The sequence below is a fragment of the Chthoniobacterales bacterium genome, assembly GCA_039930045.1.
Taxonomy (GTDB): Bacteria; Verrucomicrobiota; Verrucomicrobiia; order Chthoniobacterales; family DASVRZ01; genus DASVRZ01.
Map to the genome: position 1 here is coordinate 15,876 of JBDSQB010000019.1, position 13,012 is coordinate 28,887.

Consider the following 13,012-nt stretch of genomic DNA (forward strand, 5'->3'; position numbering starts at 1 on the left):
TTTTTTGAAGTTATTTTTCTCCAGAGATCCCGGTGACGCGTGCCATTTCGATGCGACTCGAATGAAAAGGACGCGGGGGCGGTTCCGTGCGAGGTTGGGGCCTTGCGGTTTACGGGATGAAGCGCCTCCATGCGGAGGGGGACGAAGTCTGGATTGCTCGCCTCCCTCCATGACTGCACCTCAAATCAACCGTGTCGCGTTCCTCGGCGATTACATGCCCCGGCAATGCGGCATCGCCACTTTTACCCGCGACATTTGCGAGGCGGTGGCGGCGAAATTTCCCAAGTGCGATTGTCTCGTCGGCGCGGTGAATGACCGGCCCGAGGGTTACGATTACCCGGCGCGCATCCGGTTTGAGATCGATGAAAAGGAGTTGGATTCGTATCGGCGCGCAGCGGATTTCCTAAACATCAACAACGTCGAAGTCGTCTCGGTGCAGCACGAGTTTGGCATTTATGGCGGCGCGGCGGGCAGCCATTTGCTGGCGTTTCTGCGCGATGTCCACATGCCGGTCGTGACGACGTTGCACACGGTCTTGCGCGAGCCCAGTCTCGAACAGCGCGCCGTCATGAAGCAGATCGACGAGCTTTCCAACCGCTTCATCGTCATGGCCGAGCGCGGGCGCGATCTCCTCGAGAACGTCTATGGCGTCGCTCCCGGCAAGATCGACCTCATTCCCCACGGCGTGCCCGATGTGCAATTCATCGACCCGGCGTTTCACAAGGATCAATTCGGAGTCGAGGGCAAGACCGTCCTCCTCACGTTCGGCCTGCTTTCGCCCAACAAAGGCATCGAGCACGTCATCGAGGCGCTGCCGGCGATTCTCGCACGTAATCCCAACGTCGTTTACATCGTGCTCGGAGCGACGCATCCGAATCTCGTGGCGCACGAGGGCGAGACCTACCGCCTGAAACTGGAGCGTCTCGCCAAGGATCGCGGCGTCGGCAGAAACGTCATCTTCTACAACCGCTTCGTCACCCACGAGGAACTCTCCGATTTCATTGGCGCGGCCGACATTTACATCACGCCCTATCTCAACGAAGCCCAGATCACCTCGGGCACGCTCGCCTACGCTTTCGGCGCGGGAAAAGCCATCGTTTCCACGCCCTACTGGCACGCGCAGGAGTTGCTGGCGGATGAAAAAGGCATCCTCGTTCCCTTTGCCAATCCCGCTGCCATCGCCGACGGCGTGAACCGGTTTCTGTCGGATGCCTCGCTGATGATCGCCACCCGCAAACGCGCCTGGAAGATGGGTCGCGAAATGATCTGGCCCGTCGTGGCGCGGCGTTACATGGAGAGTTTTCAAAAAGCCCGCGCCAGCCTGAGCGTGCCCGCGCGCAAGGCCTTTGCCGTGCGCACGCTGGAAAACCGCCCCTACGAATTGCCCAAGCTGAAGCTGGATCACCTCTTTCGGATGAGCGACAACACGGGCATCTTCCAGCACGCGATTTTCAACGTCCCGAACTATCGCGAGGGCTATTGCACCGACGATAATGCCCGCGCTTACATCCTGACTTTGCTCCTGCCGGAAATGACGACCCAGGTCGCCCAGCGCGACGTCGAGCAACTCGCCAGCACCTACATCGCCTTCCTCTGGGACGCCTTCGATCACCAGAGCTGCCGCTTCCGAAACTTCATGAGCCACCGGCGCGAATGGCTCGAGGATTACGGCTCCGAGGACAGTCACGCCCGTGCTCTCTGGGCCGCCGGCATGGCGCTCGGCCGCTCGAAAAACGACGGCCATCGCAATCTCTGCGCTCTGCTTTTTCAAAAAGGCCTCCCGATTGTCGAGACCTTCACCTCGCCCCGTGCCTGGGCCTTTTGCCTGATCGCGATGCACGAATATCTCCGCGCCTTTTCTGGCGACCGGACTGTGAATCAACTCCGCGACGTGCTCACGAAACGTCTCCAGGACCACTTCCATCACAATGCCGACGCGCAATGGCAGTGGTTCGAGTCCATGGCCACTTACGACAACGCCAAAATCTCCCACGCCATGATTCTGAGCGGCTACTGGACTTCCAATGGCGAGGTCTTTGAGACGGGTTTGAAATCGCTCCGCTGGCTGGTCGAATCGCAGACCGCCGAGTCGGGCCATTTCTCCCCCATCGGCTGCAACGGCTTCTGGAACAAAGGCGAGCCGCGCGCCCGCTTCGACCAGCAACCGCTCGAAGCCTACGCCACGGTTTCCGCCTGTCTGGAGGCTTACGGCCTGACCCACGACGTCTATTGGCAGCAGGCCGCGCGACTTTGCTTCGAGTGGTTTCTCGGCCGCAACGACCTTGGGCAGCCGCTCTACGACTCCAGCACCGGCGGCTGCCGCGACGCGCTCCATCAGGATCGCCTGAGCCAAAACCAAGGCGCCGAATCCAGCCTCGCCTTCTATCTTTCCCTTGCCGAAATGCGCCATGCCGAGACCGTCGCGCCCATTCAGCAGATAGCACTCTAACTCGTATGAAAATCCATCCCACCGGAGTCGAATTTCGCCCCGACAGCAGACGCGTCGTCGTCCGTTCCTTCATCTCCAGCGACCCGGTCAAAGTCGAAAACATCATCCGCCGCGCCCTGTCTCTCACCGAGGCCGAGATCGAGGCGCAACTCGCCCTCGTCCGCGCCGACTTTGGCGACCGCCACATCGATCTCGACAAAAGCTGGCTGCGCCACTTCGAAAAAGTTCGTCCGCTCGTTCCCGCCGAAGTCTGGCTTTCCGGCGACCGCCAGCTCTTCATCGGCGCGCTCTGCTCCGGCGAATACGCCCTCGAATCCGCCGCGCTTTTCAATCCCTCCATCGTCCCGCATCCGGATCAAACTCGACTGGAAACGGGCGACCTCCGCTTTATTCTCAGCCTTCGCGCCACGGGAGAGGGCCACATTTCCTCCATCGAGTTTCGCACCGGTGTCATCCATGCCGATCACTCGGTGACGATGGAAAAAACCACCCCGTTCGTCACGCTGCCGGAGTTGGATACGAATCCGATCTTTCACAAGGCCACCTTCCTCCACAAACTCACCGAACTCGGCCTCGAAAATGACTGGGCCGCCGCCGTCATGGGTCCCTTGGAGGACGCCTTTACCCTCCAGGAACTCGAGCGCCAGCAATCGCTCGCCAGTGAAACACAACCCGACTCCCGCGATGTCGCCCGCACCATGGAGATCATGCACTGGCTCGCGGAATCGAATTACTCGATCCATTTCAACCCGACGACCACCGTCTCGGAGCGCATCATTTTTCCCGTGTCCTCCAATGAGAGCAACGGCATCGAGGACGCCCGGTTTGTGCGCTTCGTGGACGACAAAGATGGCAGCGTGACCTATTTCGCCACCTACACCGCCTACAACGGTCGCGCCATTCTCCCGCAACTCATCGAGACGACGGATTTTCTGCACTTCCGCATTCGCACCTTGAATGGACGCGCTGCGCAGAACAAAGGCATGGCGCTTTTCCCCCGGCGCATCGGCGGACGCTACGCCATGCTCTCGCGCCAGGACGACGAAAACCTCTTCCTCATGCTCTCCGACAACCGCCATTTCTGGAGCGACCCCCAGCTTATCCAGTGCCCGACCCAGCCTTGGGAAATGGTAAAGATCGGCAACTGCGGCTCGCCCATCGAGACCGAGGAAGGCTGGATCGTCATCACCCACGGCGTCGGTCCGATGCGCAAATACTGCATCGGCGCGATCCTCCTCGATCTCGACGACCCCACGAAAGTCATTGGACGCCTCGCCCAGCCGCTGCTCAAACCGGAGGGCATCGAGCGCGAGGGCTACGTGCCCAACGTCGTTTACACCTGCGGCGCACTGGCCCACGGCGGACGCATCATTCTCCCCTACGGCTTCAGCGACAGCGGCGCGACGATTGTTAGTTTCCAGATCTGTGAATTGCTCGACCAGATGCTCCCGGCGGTTTAGCAACCCGACCCATCGGACAGGGACTTGCCTGACACATCCCGCCCGGCCAAACGGTGGGCACGGGCGTTATTCGGGAATCATGCACTCACCCACTGCCGATGTCTCAACAGTGAACGTCATCCACGAAGCCCGCTACCTGCGGGAAAAACTCGCCGCCAAACTCGTCCTCCTCCGCAAATGCCGCGATAACCTCGTGGAAACGACCGCCGCCACCTGCGAACTCGCCCAACTAGCCCGCCGAGTCACCGCTGCCCGCCCCGAGGTCGTGGCTCTGCGGCACGCGGCTGCATTGACCGTTGGGAACTAACAGAAAAGGCGGGCAGCCTTTGCAGACTGCCCGCCTTTCTGATTTGAATGAAACTCGACTCTGTCGCTTACGGCATGAGCACGGTGTCGATGACGTGGATGACTCCGTTGGATTGGATCACGTCGGCGATGGTCACTTTCGATTTGCCGCCTTTGGCGTCGGTCAGGATGACGTCTTTGTCATCGAGGCTGGCGGTGAGTTTTTCGCCATTGACGGTCTTGAGTGTGGCTTTGCCGTCTTCCTTTTTAATGAGGGCGACCAGCTCGGAGGCGGTGACTTTACCCGCGACGACGTGGTAGGTGAGAATGCCGGTGAGGGTCTTTTTGTTCTCGGGTTTTACGAGGGTATCGACCGTGCCGGCGGGCAGTTTGTCGAAGGCTTCATTGGTGGGCGCAAAGACGGTGAACGGCCCCTTGCTGGAGAGCGTGTCCACGAGTCCGGCGGCCTTCACCGCGGCGACGAGGGTGGTGTGGTCCTTGGAGTTGACGGCGTTTTCGACGATGTTTTTGGTTTCCAGCATCGGTGCGCCGCCGACCATGGGGTTTTCGGCAAACAACGTGGTGGTAACGAGGGCGGTGAGCGCCAGAGTGGCGAGGGTTTTCTTGATCATAATGGGTGTTTTCTAATGTGAGTCGCTCCCTCTCCGCGCCTGCTCAACGTTGAGCGGGTGGTATTTATTCGCGTGCGGGAACCACTAGCCCTTATCCGCCACTGGCCATCGGTTGGATGCGCGAGGCTTTCCGAAAAAAAGGAGCCCGCTTTTGTCTTTGTTTTTTTGGCTTGCCGCAGATCGGCGCGACTTCTACTTTCAACCCGTTCGCCGGAAAATGTCTTCGCTCGCAGGCGGCTGGCGAAGTTTTATTCACTCATCTCACATGTTAGAAAACAAACTCTCCATCACCATCACCGACGCGCAGATTGCCGCCGCCCGCAAGGGTCTTGCCGACCTCAAAGCCGCCCTGCCTTTCCTCCTCAGCCTCAGTGCCGCCGAGCGCAAAAGCCTTCCGCAGATCAGCAGTGGCAGCGAATATTTTGTGACCGACGGACTCAACGCCGCCGCCAGCAACCCCGAGTTTATGCCTCCTTATGTGGACCTCGCGGAACTCAATAAAGACGGCACCGCGTATGCGCAACTCGCCCCTCTCGCCGTCGAAGCCCGTCAAATCCTCGGTCTGCTCAACGACACCACCACCGCCCTCGGCAGCGAGGCTTATGTGGCCGTTCTTGCCTACTATGGCTCGGTGAAAAACGCCTCCAAACATGGCGTTGCTGGAGCCAAGCCGATCTACGACAAACTCAAGAAACGCTTCGAAAACAACGGCCCTGCCACGCCACCGGCCACTCCCTAAAGCCCACTGCTCCGGCTTCTATTTTGGAACGCGGCGATTCCACCGGATCGCCGCGTTTTTGCGTCCACCGCGTTCGGCCTGTCTCCGCTCGCGATCCTTCCGCCATCGCTCGCAGTCAGTTTTTCACCGCTTCTGGTCCCACTTTTTTCGCTCCGGTTCGCTCGGCCAGCGCTTCAGAGCCGACTTCCATCGCACTGGAGCCCTCGTTGACCGCTCCAGAGCGACACCGCACCGCTCACCTGCCTCCGGCGACCGCTTTCGGTCCTGTTTCGTCCGCTTGAGAGCGGTTCCGAAGTGGGGTAGGGCGGCTCGGAAGGAGGGATATTCCCCTCGTAAACGTTCTTTTATGAGATTCAGTCGCATTTATTGCTTGCTTCTTGAGATTCCGTCTCAATAGTGTGACCTCATGAAAAAACTCACCTTGTTTCTTACCTCACTCGCCGTCGGTCTGGGCGGCTTCACCACTCCCTCTCTCCACGCCGACGAACATCTCTTCGGCTGGGTGCGCGGAGCCGAAACCCTGCCCGCTGGCCACTTCGATGCGTATCAATTCGTCACTCTCCGCACCGGCAAAGTCTCCGGGCAATACCACGCCTGGGATTACGATACCGAAGTGGAATATGGCATCACCGATCAGTTTCAGGTCGGAGTGTCGGTCACGAACCACTACTTCAACCTCAAGAACGTCGAGGAGCTGGATAATGGAAAAAATCTCCTCTTTGGCGGCGTCGAAGCCAGCGCGAAGTATCGTTTGCTCAGCCCCTTCAAAGACGGCATCGGCCTGGCCTTGCGCATGGAGGGCGGCTATCTCGTGAAGGACGACGTCGGCGGCCTCGATCAAAAGGAATGGTTCATCAACCCTCAGATCATCCTCCATAAGAACTACCTCGACGACACGCTCATCTTCCATTTCAACACCGGAGTGCAATTCGCCTGGGGCAAAAAACCCGCCGAGGAATACGATCACGAACTCGCGCTGGAAGCAGGCGTCGGAGCGTCGTATCGGTTTGCCCCGAACTGGTTTGCCGGAGTGGAAACGCATTTCCGCTCGGAGTATCCGAAGTTCGACATGGGGAATTTTGAGCATTGCGTGCTCTTTGCCGGGCCGAGTATCCATTACGGGGCGAAAAACTGGTGGGCCACCCTCAGTTATAGCTACCAAGTCTTCGGCAACGAGGTCGATCAAGTGACCAATGGCAAAGCTTACGCCGAGGAAGCCCGCAACGAGACCCGTCTGAAAGTGGGCTTTAACTTCTAACTCCGCCCTCTTCATCGGGATGAAACTCAACACCTTTCTCATCACCCCCGTCGCGCTCATCGGCAGCGCGGTGGCGGGTCATGGCGAGATCTATCTCACCGTGGCGCAGGCGCAGCAGGCCATTTTCCCAGGAAAAACCTGCACCGCGGCCCCCATGACCCTCACGCCCGAGCAGCGCAAAGCCATTGAGGCCGCCTGCAAAGTGCGCGTGCGCCAGGCCGAAGTGCAGGCCTGGAAAGTGGCCGGCGGCGGGTGGTTTATCGTCGATGAAGTCATCGGAAAACACGAATTCATCACCTGGGCCTGCGGCATTCGGGCCGACGGCAGCGTGCAGGGCATCGAGATTATGGAATATCGCGAGACCTACGGCGGCGAGGTGCGCAACCCGAAATGGCGCGCCCAATTCACCGGAAAAACCGTCGCCAGTCCGATCAAACTGGACTCCGATATCCAGAACATCAGCGGAGCCACGCTCTCCTCGAATCACATCACCGAGGGCGTCCGCCGGTTGCTCGCCACCAGCCATGTCGCCCTGCGTTGAACATCGCCGGGCCCGTCCGCTGCTCGGGACCTTCGTCGAGATCAACGCTCGCGGAACCTGCGCCGAAGAGGCGGTCGAGGCCGCATTTGCCGAGATCGAAAAGGTCCATCGGCTGATGAGTTTTCACGATCCGGCGAGTGATGTTTCCCATTTCAATGCCACTCCCGTGGGAAAAAAAATCCGCCTACATCCCTGGACCCATCGGGTCTTGCGCCTCGCCGCGCAGCTTTCGGAGGACAGCGGGGGCGTCTTCGACATCACCGTGGCACCCGCATTGGCCGCGCTGGGTTTTCTCCCCCCGACTCCCCGGCACTCCGGGTCGTGGCGCGATCTGCACCTCCATTCCGATGGAACTGGAATGAAAACGCAACCGCTCACCATCGACCTGGGTGGCATTGCCAAGGGATTCGCCGTGGACGTGGCCGTGCGAAAATTGATGCGTTTCCCCGGTATCGCAGCCGGCCTGGTCAATGCCGGCGGCGATTTGCGAGCCTTCGGTAACGAGCCGTGGCCGGTCGCCATTCGCCACGCCAGCGACCCCGGACAGCGGGCGGCCATAATTCAACTTCAGAACGCCGCCGTGGCCACCAGCGCCGGTTATTATCGAAGCCGCCAGCACGATGGCACTCGGATCACGGCCCTCATTCACGGCATTTCGCGCCAGCCACTTTCCGCCGACGGCAGCGTCTCCGTGATCGCCCCCACAGCCGCCGTCGCCGACGCCCTCACGAAAGTCATCGCCCTGGGTGCATCGCCCAGGATTCTGCGAAAATATCGCGCCCAATCCTACGTGCAGAATCGATTGGCAGTGGCATGAGAGGCGGCTCCTTTAGACTCAGTCGGCGGCATCGAATCGCGCTTTACAGCGTGTTTATCGTCCTCCTGCTCACCGGAATTTTTTGGGCCGGGTTGCATCGTTATGGACAGGTCGAAGGGGAATTTGGCCCCGCTCCTCACCCGGCCGAGCCCTGGATCTTGCGAGCCCACGGCGCGGCGGCCTTTGCCATGCTCGTTCTACTGGGCACGCTCCTCCCGATTCACGTCAAACGCTCCTGGAAAGCCGGCAAAAACCAATTCACCGGCAGCGTCATGCTGACGTTTAATTTCCTGCTCGTTCTCACTGGCTACGGCCTCTATTACGCTGGCAATGAACGCCTGCGCGGCCTCACGAGCTGGCTGCATTGGTGGCTCGGCCTCACGTTTCCCGTGGCGCTGGTCTGGCATATTTACGCGGGCCGCCTCAGCCGCAAACGCCTCCGCGAAACCATCTGATGCAACACGCTCAGGGTGCCGCCGCCAAGTATCGGTTTGACCGTTGGGCCGGGCGATTCGATGATGACCGTCTATGATCGAAAAACCTCTCGTGCCGAAGGAAGGCTGGTATGTGCTACACCTCTTTTACCGCGTCGAGCACGGCCAATGGGAACTGCTCACACCCGAGGAAAAAATTCGCGCCAAGACCGATCTTTCCGAGCTCGTGCAGGAGGCGCGCTCGCTGCCGCAGACGCAGTTGCTAACCTTCAGCATGATCTCGCCGAAAGCCGACCTCGGCTTCATGCTTCTAACCAACGATCTCATCGCCGCAAACGCGCTGGAAAAAAAGCTCTCGCTCTCTCTCGGTGAGGAGATTCTAACTCCGGTTTTTTCCTTTCTCTCGATGACGGAGCGGAGCGAATACACGATGTCCGACGCGGAATACGGCGCATCCGTAACAGAGGAAAAAGGCCATGCCGCCGGATCTCCCGAACACACAGCCGCGATGACCGATTTCACCCAGCGGATGGAGAAATACGCGAAGGACCGGTTGAATCCTAACATGCCCGACTGGCCGGTGTTTTGCTTCTACCCCATGAGCAAACGGCGCGATGCGACTAACAATTGGTATGCGCTCGATTTCGAGGCACGCAAGAAGCTCATGGCGGGTCATGCAAAGGTCGGCCGCACCTATGCGGGACGCGTGCGACAGCTCATCACGGGCTCGACCGGGCTCGACGATGCAGAGTGGGGCGTGACGTTGTTTGCGCACGATTTGTTTGAGATCAAGGCGATCGTTTACGAGATGCGTTTCGATGAAGTGAGCGCGAAGTATGCGGAGTTTGGCGACTTCTTCATCGGTCTGCAAATGCCGCTGAACGAACTCTTTCACCAGCTACGAGTCTAACTCCTATGGACGCGAAGCTCGTTAAGTTAGAGGCGTATCTAGCGGCGCGGGCTCCGATGTTAGTCGCGTTTTCCGGTGGTGTGGATAGCTCATTTCTTCTGGCGGTCGCGCAGCGGGTGTTAGGTAACAATGTGACTGCGATCATCGCCGATTCGCCCAGTCTGCCGCGTGTTTCACTCGGCAAAGCCAAAAAGTTAGCAGCGGAGTTAGGTGCGAATCTGCAAGTGCTGAAAACGACCGAGCTAACACAGGAAGACTACGCCACGAATCCAGTGAATCGGTGCTACTTCTGCAAGGCTGAACTCTTCAAAAGCATGGACGCCTACGCCGCCGCCAATGGCTTTCGTTTTCTAGCTTATGGAGAAAACCTGGACGACGCCGGACACGTTCGACCCGGAGTCGTGGCGGCTCGGGAATTTTCCGTCTGCGCCCCGCTGAAAGAATGCGGTCTAACCAAGCTGGAGATCCGCCAGTTCTCTCGAGAAATCGGCTTGCCCACAGCGGACGACGCGGCACAACCGTGCCTCAGCTCCCGCATTCCCCACGGCGTGCGGGTGACTTCCAGTGCATTGCAAAAGATCGAGCTGGCCGAGGAGTATGTTAGAAGTCTCGGCTTCCAGATCTTCCGGGTGCGCCATCTTTCCGACGAGTCGGCCAAAGTCCAGATCGCCCCTTCGGAGATGAGTCGAGTTCCATCGTTATCTGCGGCGTTGTTAGGCGGCGTTCGCGCGGTCGGCTATCGCGAGGTGGAGATCGATCCGCTGGGCTACCGTTCGCCCACCTAACTGTGAGCCCGCCCGGACTCGCGGAATATTTCCGCCAGCACAACCAGCGCGCCGTGCTTCTAGCCATCGGCTGCCTCGTTGGCAGCGTGGCGAGTTGGATCGTTATTTACGGCATCGTGCTCTGGATGGAATTGATGGTTCTAACCACGATCCGAGGAGTCGATGCGCCTAGCACGCTCTCGGTTCGCAATCATTTTCTGATTGTCGCCGCCGTGCTGTTTTCCGTGACCTGGCTGGTGAAAAAATGGGAGCGGCAACACGAAAAATTTCATCTCGGACGCGCCCTGCTGAGTCTGCTTTCCATTCCCGTGCGGCTCACCTCGGGCGTGTGGCAAAACTTTTTTGCCCAAGTCCATCCGACTGTTAGCGAACTTGACAGCCTCTGGCGCGTGCTGGAGACGTTGCGTGTGGAAAAGAAGATCGCGCAGACGAATCTCCCGGTCCTGCTAACCTCTGATAGCAATCCAAGTCGGATCACTTATTTGCTAGCCATCGGCGGCTTGATCGACACCGACAACTACGGCGGCGTTTACTATCATCATCTGCGAAATCAAGAAGCGGAACGGCTGGTGCGCCGCTGGTCGCGTTCGCTGCTGCTGGAAGACTAGCTATTTCTTCCCGGCGATCATCCGATAGCCGAGCAGGAGAATGATCGCGCCGACGACCGAGGCGATGAATCCGGTGGGTTCGCCCTCGGCATACCAGCCCATGGCGCGGCCCGCATAACCCGCGATCATGGAGCCGGCGATGCCGATGAGCATGGTGATAATGCAGCCGCCTGGATCGCGTCCGGGAGTGAGGAATTTGGCAACGGCCCCGATGATGAGGCCGATGAAAAGCATGTAGAGAAATCCGTGGTTCATACACCATGAACGGACTAACGACAGTGCGCGGATGTATTAGTTCCGCGAGTGGACCACGCGGCGGGTCGTAAGGATGGAGAAGCGCGACGATTGGACAATGATCGGACTCGGACGTCCGCTGCGACCGCTCGTGGGCATCCCGATTTTCACTGCGCCGGCCTCCATCATTTTCAAAATGTAGAACTGCGCCTGGATGATCGAGACCTGCATCTTCACGGCGAGTAGCTGCGCGTCGGCGCCGATCTCGAGCAACTCATGGGCACGCGCAAAAAAGGAGGCAACGATCGGGTCATCAAACTGGCAGTCGCTCTGGTTGAGGATGACCATTTTCGACGGCAGAATGAAATCCGACTGCCGCCAGGCGATCTCGTCGGCCATGGTGACCACGGCCAGGTTTGCGCCGTCGATGGAGAGGCGGACGCGCTGGTTGATGATTTCGGCGGGCAACGGCTCGAAATGAAATTTTCCCCGCGCCGCCGCCGTGATGGCGACGAGTTTTTCGAGGATCACCGCCTCGTCCGTCACGCAGACGCCGAGGACGAAGAAGCCGCAGATAAACGACGGCATGAGGTAAATCTCCACGCTGGAGACGGGCCCGATATCACTGAAAGTCAGCCGACCATGCTGGTTGCGCAGCGTGGTCAGCAAATCTGGGAGTGGAAGTTCGGTATTACCGCCGATGATGGGCATGATGGTTATATTTAGAGCAGCTTCCGTTCCCAAACTGCTGCGCGAAAACAACTTGCCGCTGCCAGCGTTTCTCCATTTCCTCGGACGAGACACCGCCTGGTTTCGGAAAAATCGAACGCACGGCGGGTCAGACTGTCTCTCTATCCACGAATTTATGCCCAGCGCCACCGACGAAATCACCCGCCAAGTCCAGGAACACAGCCATTGGATTGCTCCCCTTCAAAAAGAAATCGGCCGCGTCGTGGTCGGTCAGAAATATCTCATCGACCGGCTCCTCATCGGCCTGTTGACCAACGGCCACGTGCTGCTCGAAGGCGTGCCCGGCCTGGCCAAGACGCTGACTGTGAAAACGCTGGCGTCCACCATTCGCACGGGGTTTCAGCGGCTGCAGTTTACCCCGGATTTGCTGCCCGCAGATTTGATTGGAACTCAAATCTACAACCCGCGTGACGGGGCGTTTACGACGAAACACGGGCCGATTTTCTCGAATCTGATCCTCGCTGACGAAATCAATCGCGCTCCTGCGAAAGTCCAGAGCGCGCTCCTCGAAGCGATGCAGGAACGCCAGGTGACCATCGGTGAGACGACTTACAAACTGCCCGATCCATTTCTCGTCCTCGCCACCCAGAACCCGCTCGAACAGGAGGGCACATATCAGCTTCCCGAGGCGCAGCTCGACCGTTTCATGCTCAAACTTTCCGTTGGCTACCCCACCAAAGCCGAGGAACGCCGCATCCTCGACCTCATGGGAACGTCCGCTCCGAAACTCGACGTTCAAGCCATCACCGAGCCGTCTGACATCATCAAGGCCCGCGAAATCGTCAACGAAATCTACGTCGATGATCGCGTGAAAGATTACATCGTCGATGTCGTCTGGGCCACGCGCCAACCCGCGACTTACAAACTCGCGCTCGACGGTATGATCCGCTACGGCGCCAGCCCGCGCGCCACGATTGCACTCACACTCGCCGCGAAGGCGAACGCGTTTCTCAACGGCCGCGGCTTCGTCACGCCGCAGGACATCAAAACCATTGGCACCGATGTCCTGCGTCACCGCGTCGGCATCAGCTACGAGGCCGAGGCCGAGGAAATGACCTCGGAAATGATCGTCCAGAAAGTCTTCGAGGGTCTGCCCGTTCCCTGATTTCT

At 59.1% G+C, this 13,012-nt stretch carries 14 protein-coding genes and 1 pseudogene; 12 read left to right on the forward strand and 3 right to left on the reverse strand.

Going from position 1 to position 13,012, the window contains the following annotated elements:
• The first annotated feature begins 169 nt into the window (after positions 1-169).
• From ABIT76_14800 to ABIT76_14810, 3 genes are all read left to right on the forward strand, one after another.
• Complete coding sequence (locus ABIT76_14800) at positions 170-2,449, forward strand: glycosyltransferase family 4 protein (protein MEO7934418.1); 2,280 nt, start codon at positions 170-172, stop codon at positions 2,447-2,449.
• Between the two features lie 5 nt (positions 2,450-2,454).
• Complete coding sequence (locus tag ABIT76_14805; GenBank protein ID MEO7934419.1) at positions 2,455-3,909, forward strand: glycoside hydrolase family 130 protein; 1,455 nt, start codon at positions 2,455-2,457, stop codon at positions 3,907-3,909.
• Positions 3,910-3,988: 79 nt separating this feature from the next.
• Positions 3,989-4,216, forward strand: a complete 228-nt coding sequence (locus ABIT76_14810; protein ID MEO7934420.1) for a hypothetical protein — start codon at positions 3,989-3,991, stop codon at positions 4,214-4,216.
• 67 nt (positions 4,217-4,283) lie between these two features.
• Here ABIT76_14810 and ABIT76_14815 read toward each other — a convergent pair.
• Positions 4,284-4,760, reverse strand: a pseudogene (locus tag ABIT76_14815) (fasciclin domain-containing protein).
• 331 nt (positions 4,761-5,091) lie between these two features.
• On the opposite strand from ABIT76_14815, the gene ABIT76_14820 reads away from it, so the two are divergent.
• The 8 genes from ABIT76_14820 (at position 5,092) to ABIT76_14855 (ending at position 10,918) form a co-directional block, all read left to right on the forward strand.
• Positions 5,092-5,565 carry a hypothetical protein gene (locus tag ABIT76_14820; protein ID MEO7934421.1) on the forward strand — a complete coding sequence of 158 codons (474 nt, stop codon included), beginning with the start codon at positions 5,092-5,094 and terminating at the stop codon, positions 5,563-5,565.
• A gap of 406 nt (positions 5,566-5,971) precedes the next feature.
• Positions 5,972-6,823, forward strand: coding sequence for a DUF6662 family protein (locus ABIT76_14825; GenBank protein ID MEO7934422.1), 852 nt, complete (start codon positions 5,972-5,974; stop codon positions 6,821-6,823).
• Positions 6,824-6,842: 19 nt separating this feature from the next.
• Entirely contained in the window at positions 6,843-7,364 is a 522-nt protein-coding gene (locus ABIT76_14830) for an FMN-binding protein (protein ID MEO7934423.1), read from the forward strand.
• A complete protein-coding gene (locus tag ABIT76_14835) occupies positions 7,348-8,181 on the forward strand; it encodes an FAD:protein FMN transferase (protein ID MEO7934424.1) in 834 nt (277 codons plus the stop codon). The genes ABIT76_14830 and ABIT76_14835 overlap by 17 nt, the downstream gene beginning before the upstream one ends.
• A 50-nt stretch (positions 8,182-8,231) precedes the next feature.
• Positions 8,232-8,636, forward strand: coding sequence for a DUF4405 domain-containing protein (locus ABIT76_14840; GenBank protein ID MEO7934425.1), 405 nt, complete (start codon positions 8,232-8,234; stop codon positions 8,634-8,636).
• A gap of 73 nt (positions 8,637-8,709) precedes the next feature.
• Complete coding sequence (hemQ, locus tag ABIT76_14845) at positions 8,710-9,525, forward strand: hydrogen peroxide-dependent heme synthase (GenBank protein MEO7934426.1); 816 nt, start codon at positions 8,710-8,712, stop codon at positions 9,523-9,525.
• 5 nt (positions 9,526-9,530) lie between these two features.
• Complete coding sequence (larE, locus tag ABIT76_14850) at positions 9,531-10,310, forward strand: ATP-dependent sacrificial sulfur transferase LarE (protein ID MEO7934427.1); 780 nt, start codon at positions 9,531-9,533, stop codon at positions 10,308-10,310.
• A 2-nt stretch (positions 10,311-10,312) separates the two neighbouring features.
• Positions 10,313-10,918, forward strand: coding sequence for a hypothetical protein (locus ABIT76_14855; GenBank protein ID MEO7934428.1), 606 nt, complete (start codon positions 10,313-10,315; stop codon positions 10,916-10,918).
• On the opposite strand, the gene ABIT76_14860 is transcribed toward ABIT76_14855, so the two are convergent.
• Both ABIT76_14860 and ABIT76_14865 read right to left on the reverse strand, forming a co-directional pair.
• Entirely contained in the window at positions 10,919-11,173 is a 255-nt protein-coding gene (locus ABIT76_14860) for a GlsB/YeaQ/YmgE family stress response membrane protein (GenBank protein ID MEO7934429.1), read from the reverse strand.
• Between the two features lie 36 nt (positions 11,174-11,209).
• Complete coding sequence (locus ABIT76_14865; GenBank protein MEO7934430.1) at positions 11,210-11,863, reverse strand: hypothetical protein; 654 nt, start codon at positions 11,861-11,863, stop codon at positions 11,210-11,212.
• Between the two features lie 154 nt (positions 11,864-12,017).
• Here ABIT76_14865 and ABIT76_14870 point away from each other — a divergent pair, with 154 nt between their 5' ends.
• Positions 12,018-13,007, forward strand: a complete 990-nt coding sequence (locus ABIT76_14870) for a MoxR family ATPase (protein ID MEO7934431.1) — start codon at positions 12,018-12,020, stop codon at positions 13,005-13,007.
• The last annotated feature ends 5 nt before the right edge of the window (positions 13,008-13,012 follow it).

Coding starts and splice junctions, on each gene's coding strand:
- hemQ (MEO7934426.1), top strand. CDS start 8,710: ATGATCGAAAAACCTCTCGTGCCGAAGGAAGGCTGGTATGTGCTACAC.
- ABIT76_14810 (MEO7934420.1), top strand. CDS start 3,989: ATGCACTCACCCACTGCCGATGTCTCAACAGTGAACGTCATCCACGAA.
- ABIT76_14820 (MEO7934421.1), top strand. CDS start 5,092: ATGTTAGAAAACAAACTCTCCATCACCATCACCGACGCGCAGATTGCC.
- ABIT76_14825 (MEO7934422.1), top strand. CDS start 5,972: ATGAAAAAACTCACCTTGTTTCTTACCTCACTCGCCGTCGGTCTGGGC.
- ABIT76_14835 (MEO7934424.1), top strand. CDS start 7,348: ATGTCGCCCTGCGTTGAACATCGCCGGGCCCGTCCGCTGCTCGGGACC.
- ABIT76_14800 (MEO7934418.1), top strand. CDS start 170: ATGACTGCACCTCAAATCAACCGTGTCGCGTTCCTCGGCGATTACATG.
- larE (MEO7934427.1), top strand. CDS start 9,531: ATGGACGCGAAGCTCGTTAAGTTAGAGGCGTATCTAGCGGCGCGGGCT.
- ABIT76_14830 (MEO7934423.1), top strand. CDS start 6,843: ATGAAACTCAACACCTTTCTCATCACCCCCGTCGCGCTCATCGGCAGC.
- ABIT76_14865 (MEO7934430.1), bottom strand. CDS start 11,863: ATGCCCATCATCGGCGGTAATACCGAACTTCCACTCCCAGATTTGCTG.
- ABIT76_14870 (MEO7934431.1), top strand. CDS start 12,018: ATGCCCAGCGCCACCGACGAAATCACCCGCCAAGTCCAGGAACACAGC.
- ABIT76_14805 (MEO7934419.1), top strand. CDS start 2,455: ATGAAAATCCATCCCACCGGAGTCGAATTTCGCCCCGACAGCAGACGC.
- ABIT76_14860 (MEO7934429.1), bottom strand. CDS start 11,173: ATGAACCACGGATTTCTCTACATGCTTTTCATCGGCCTCATCATCGGG.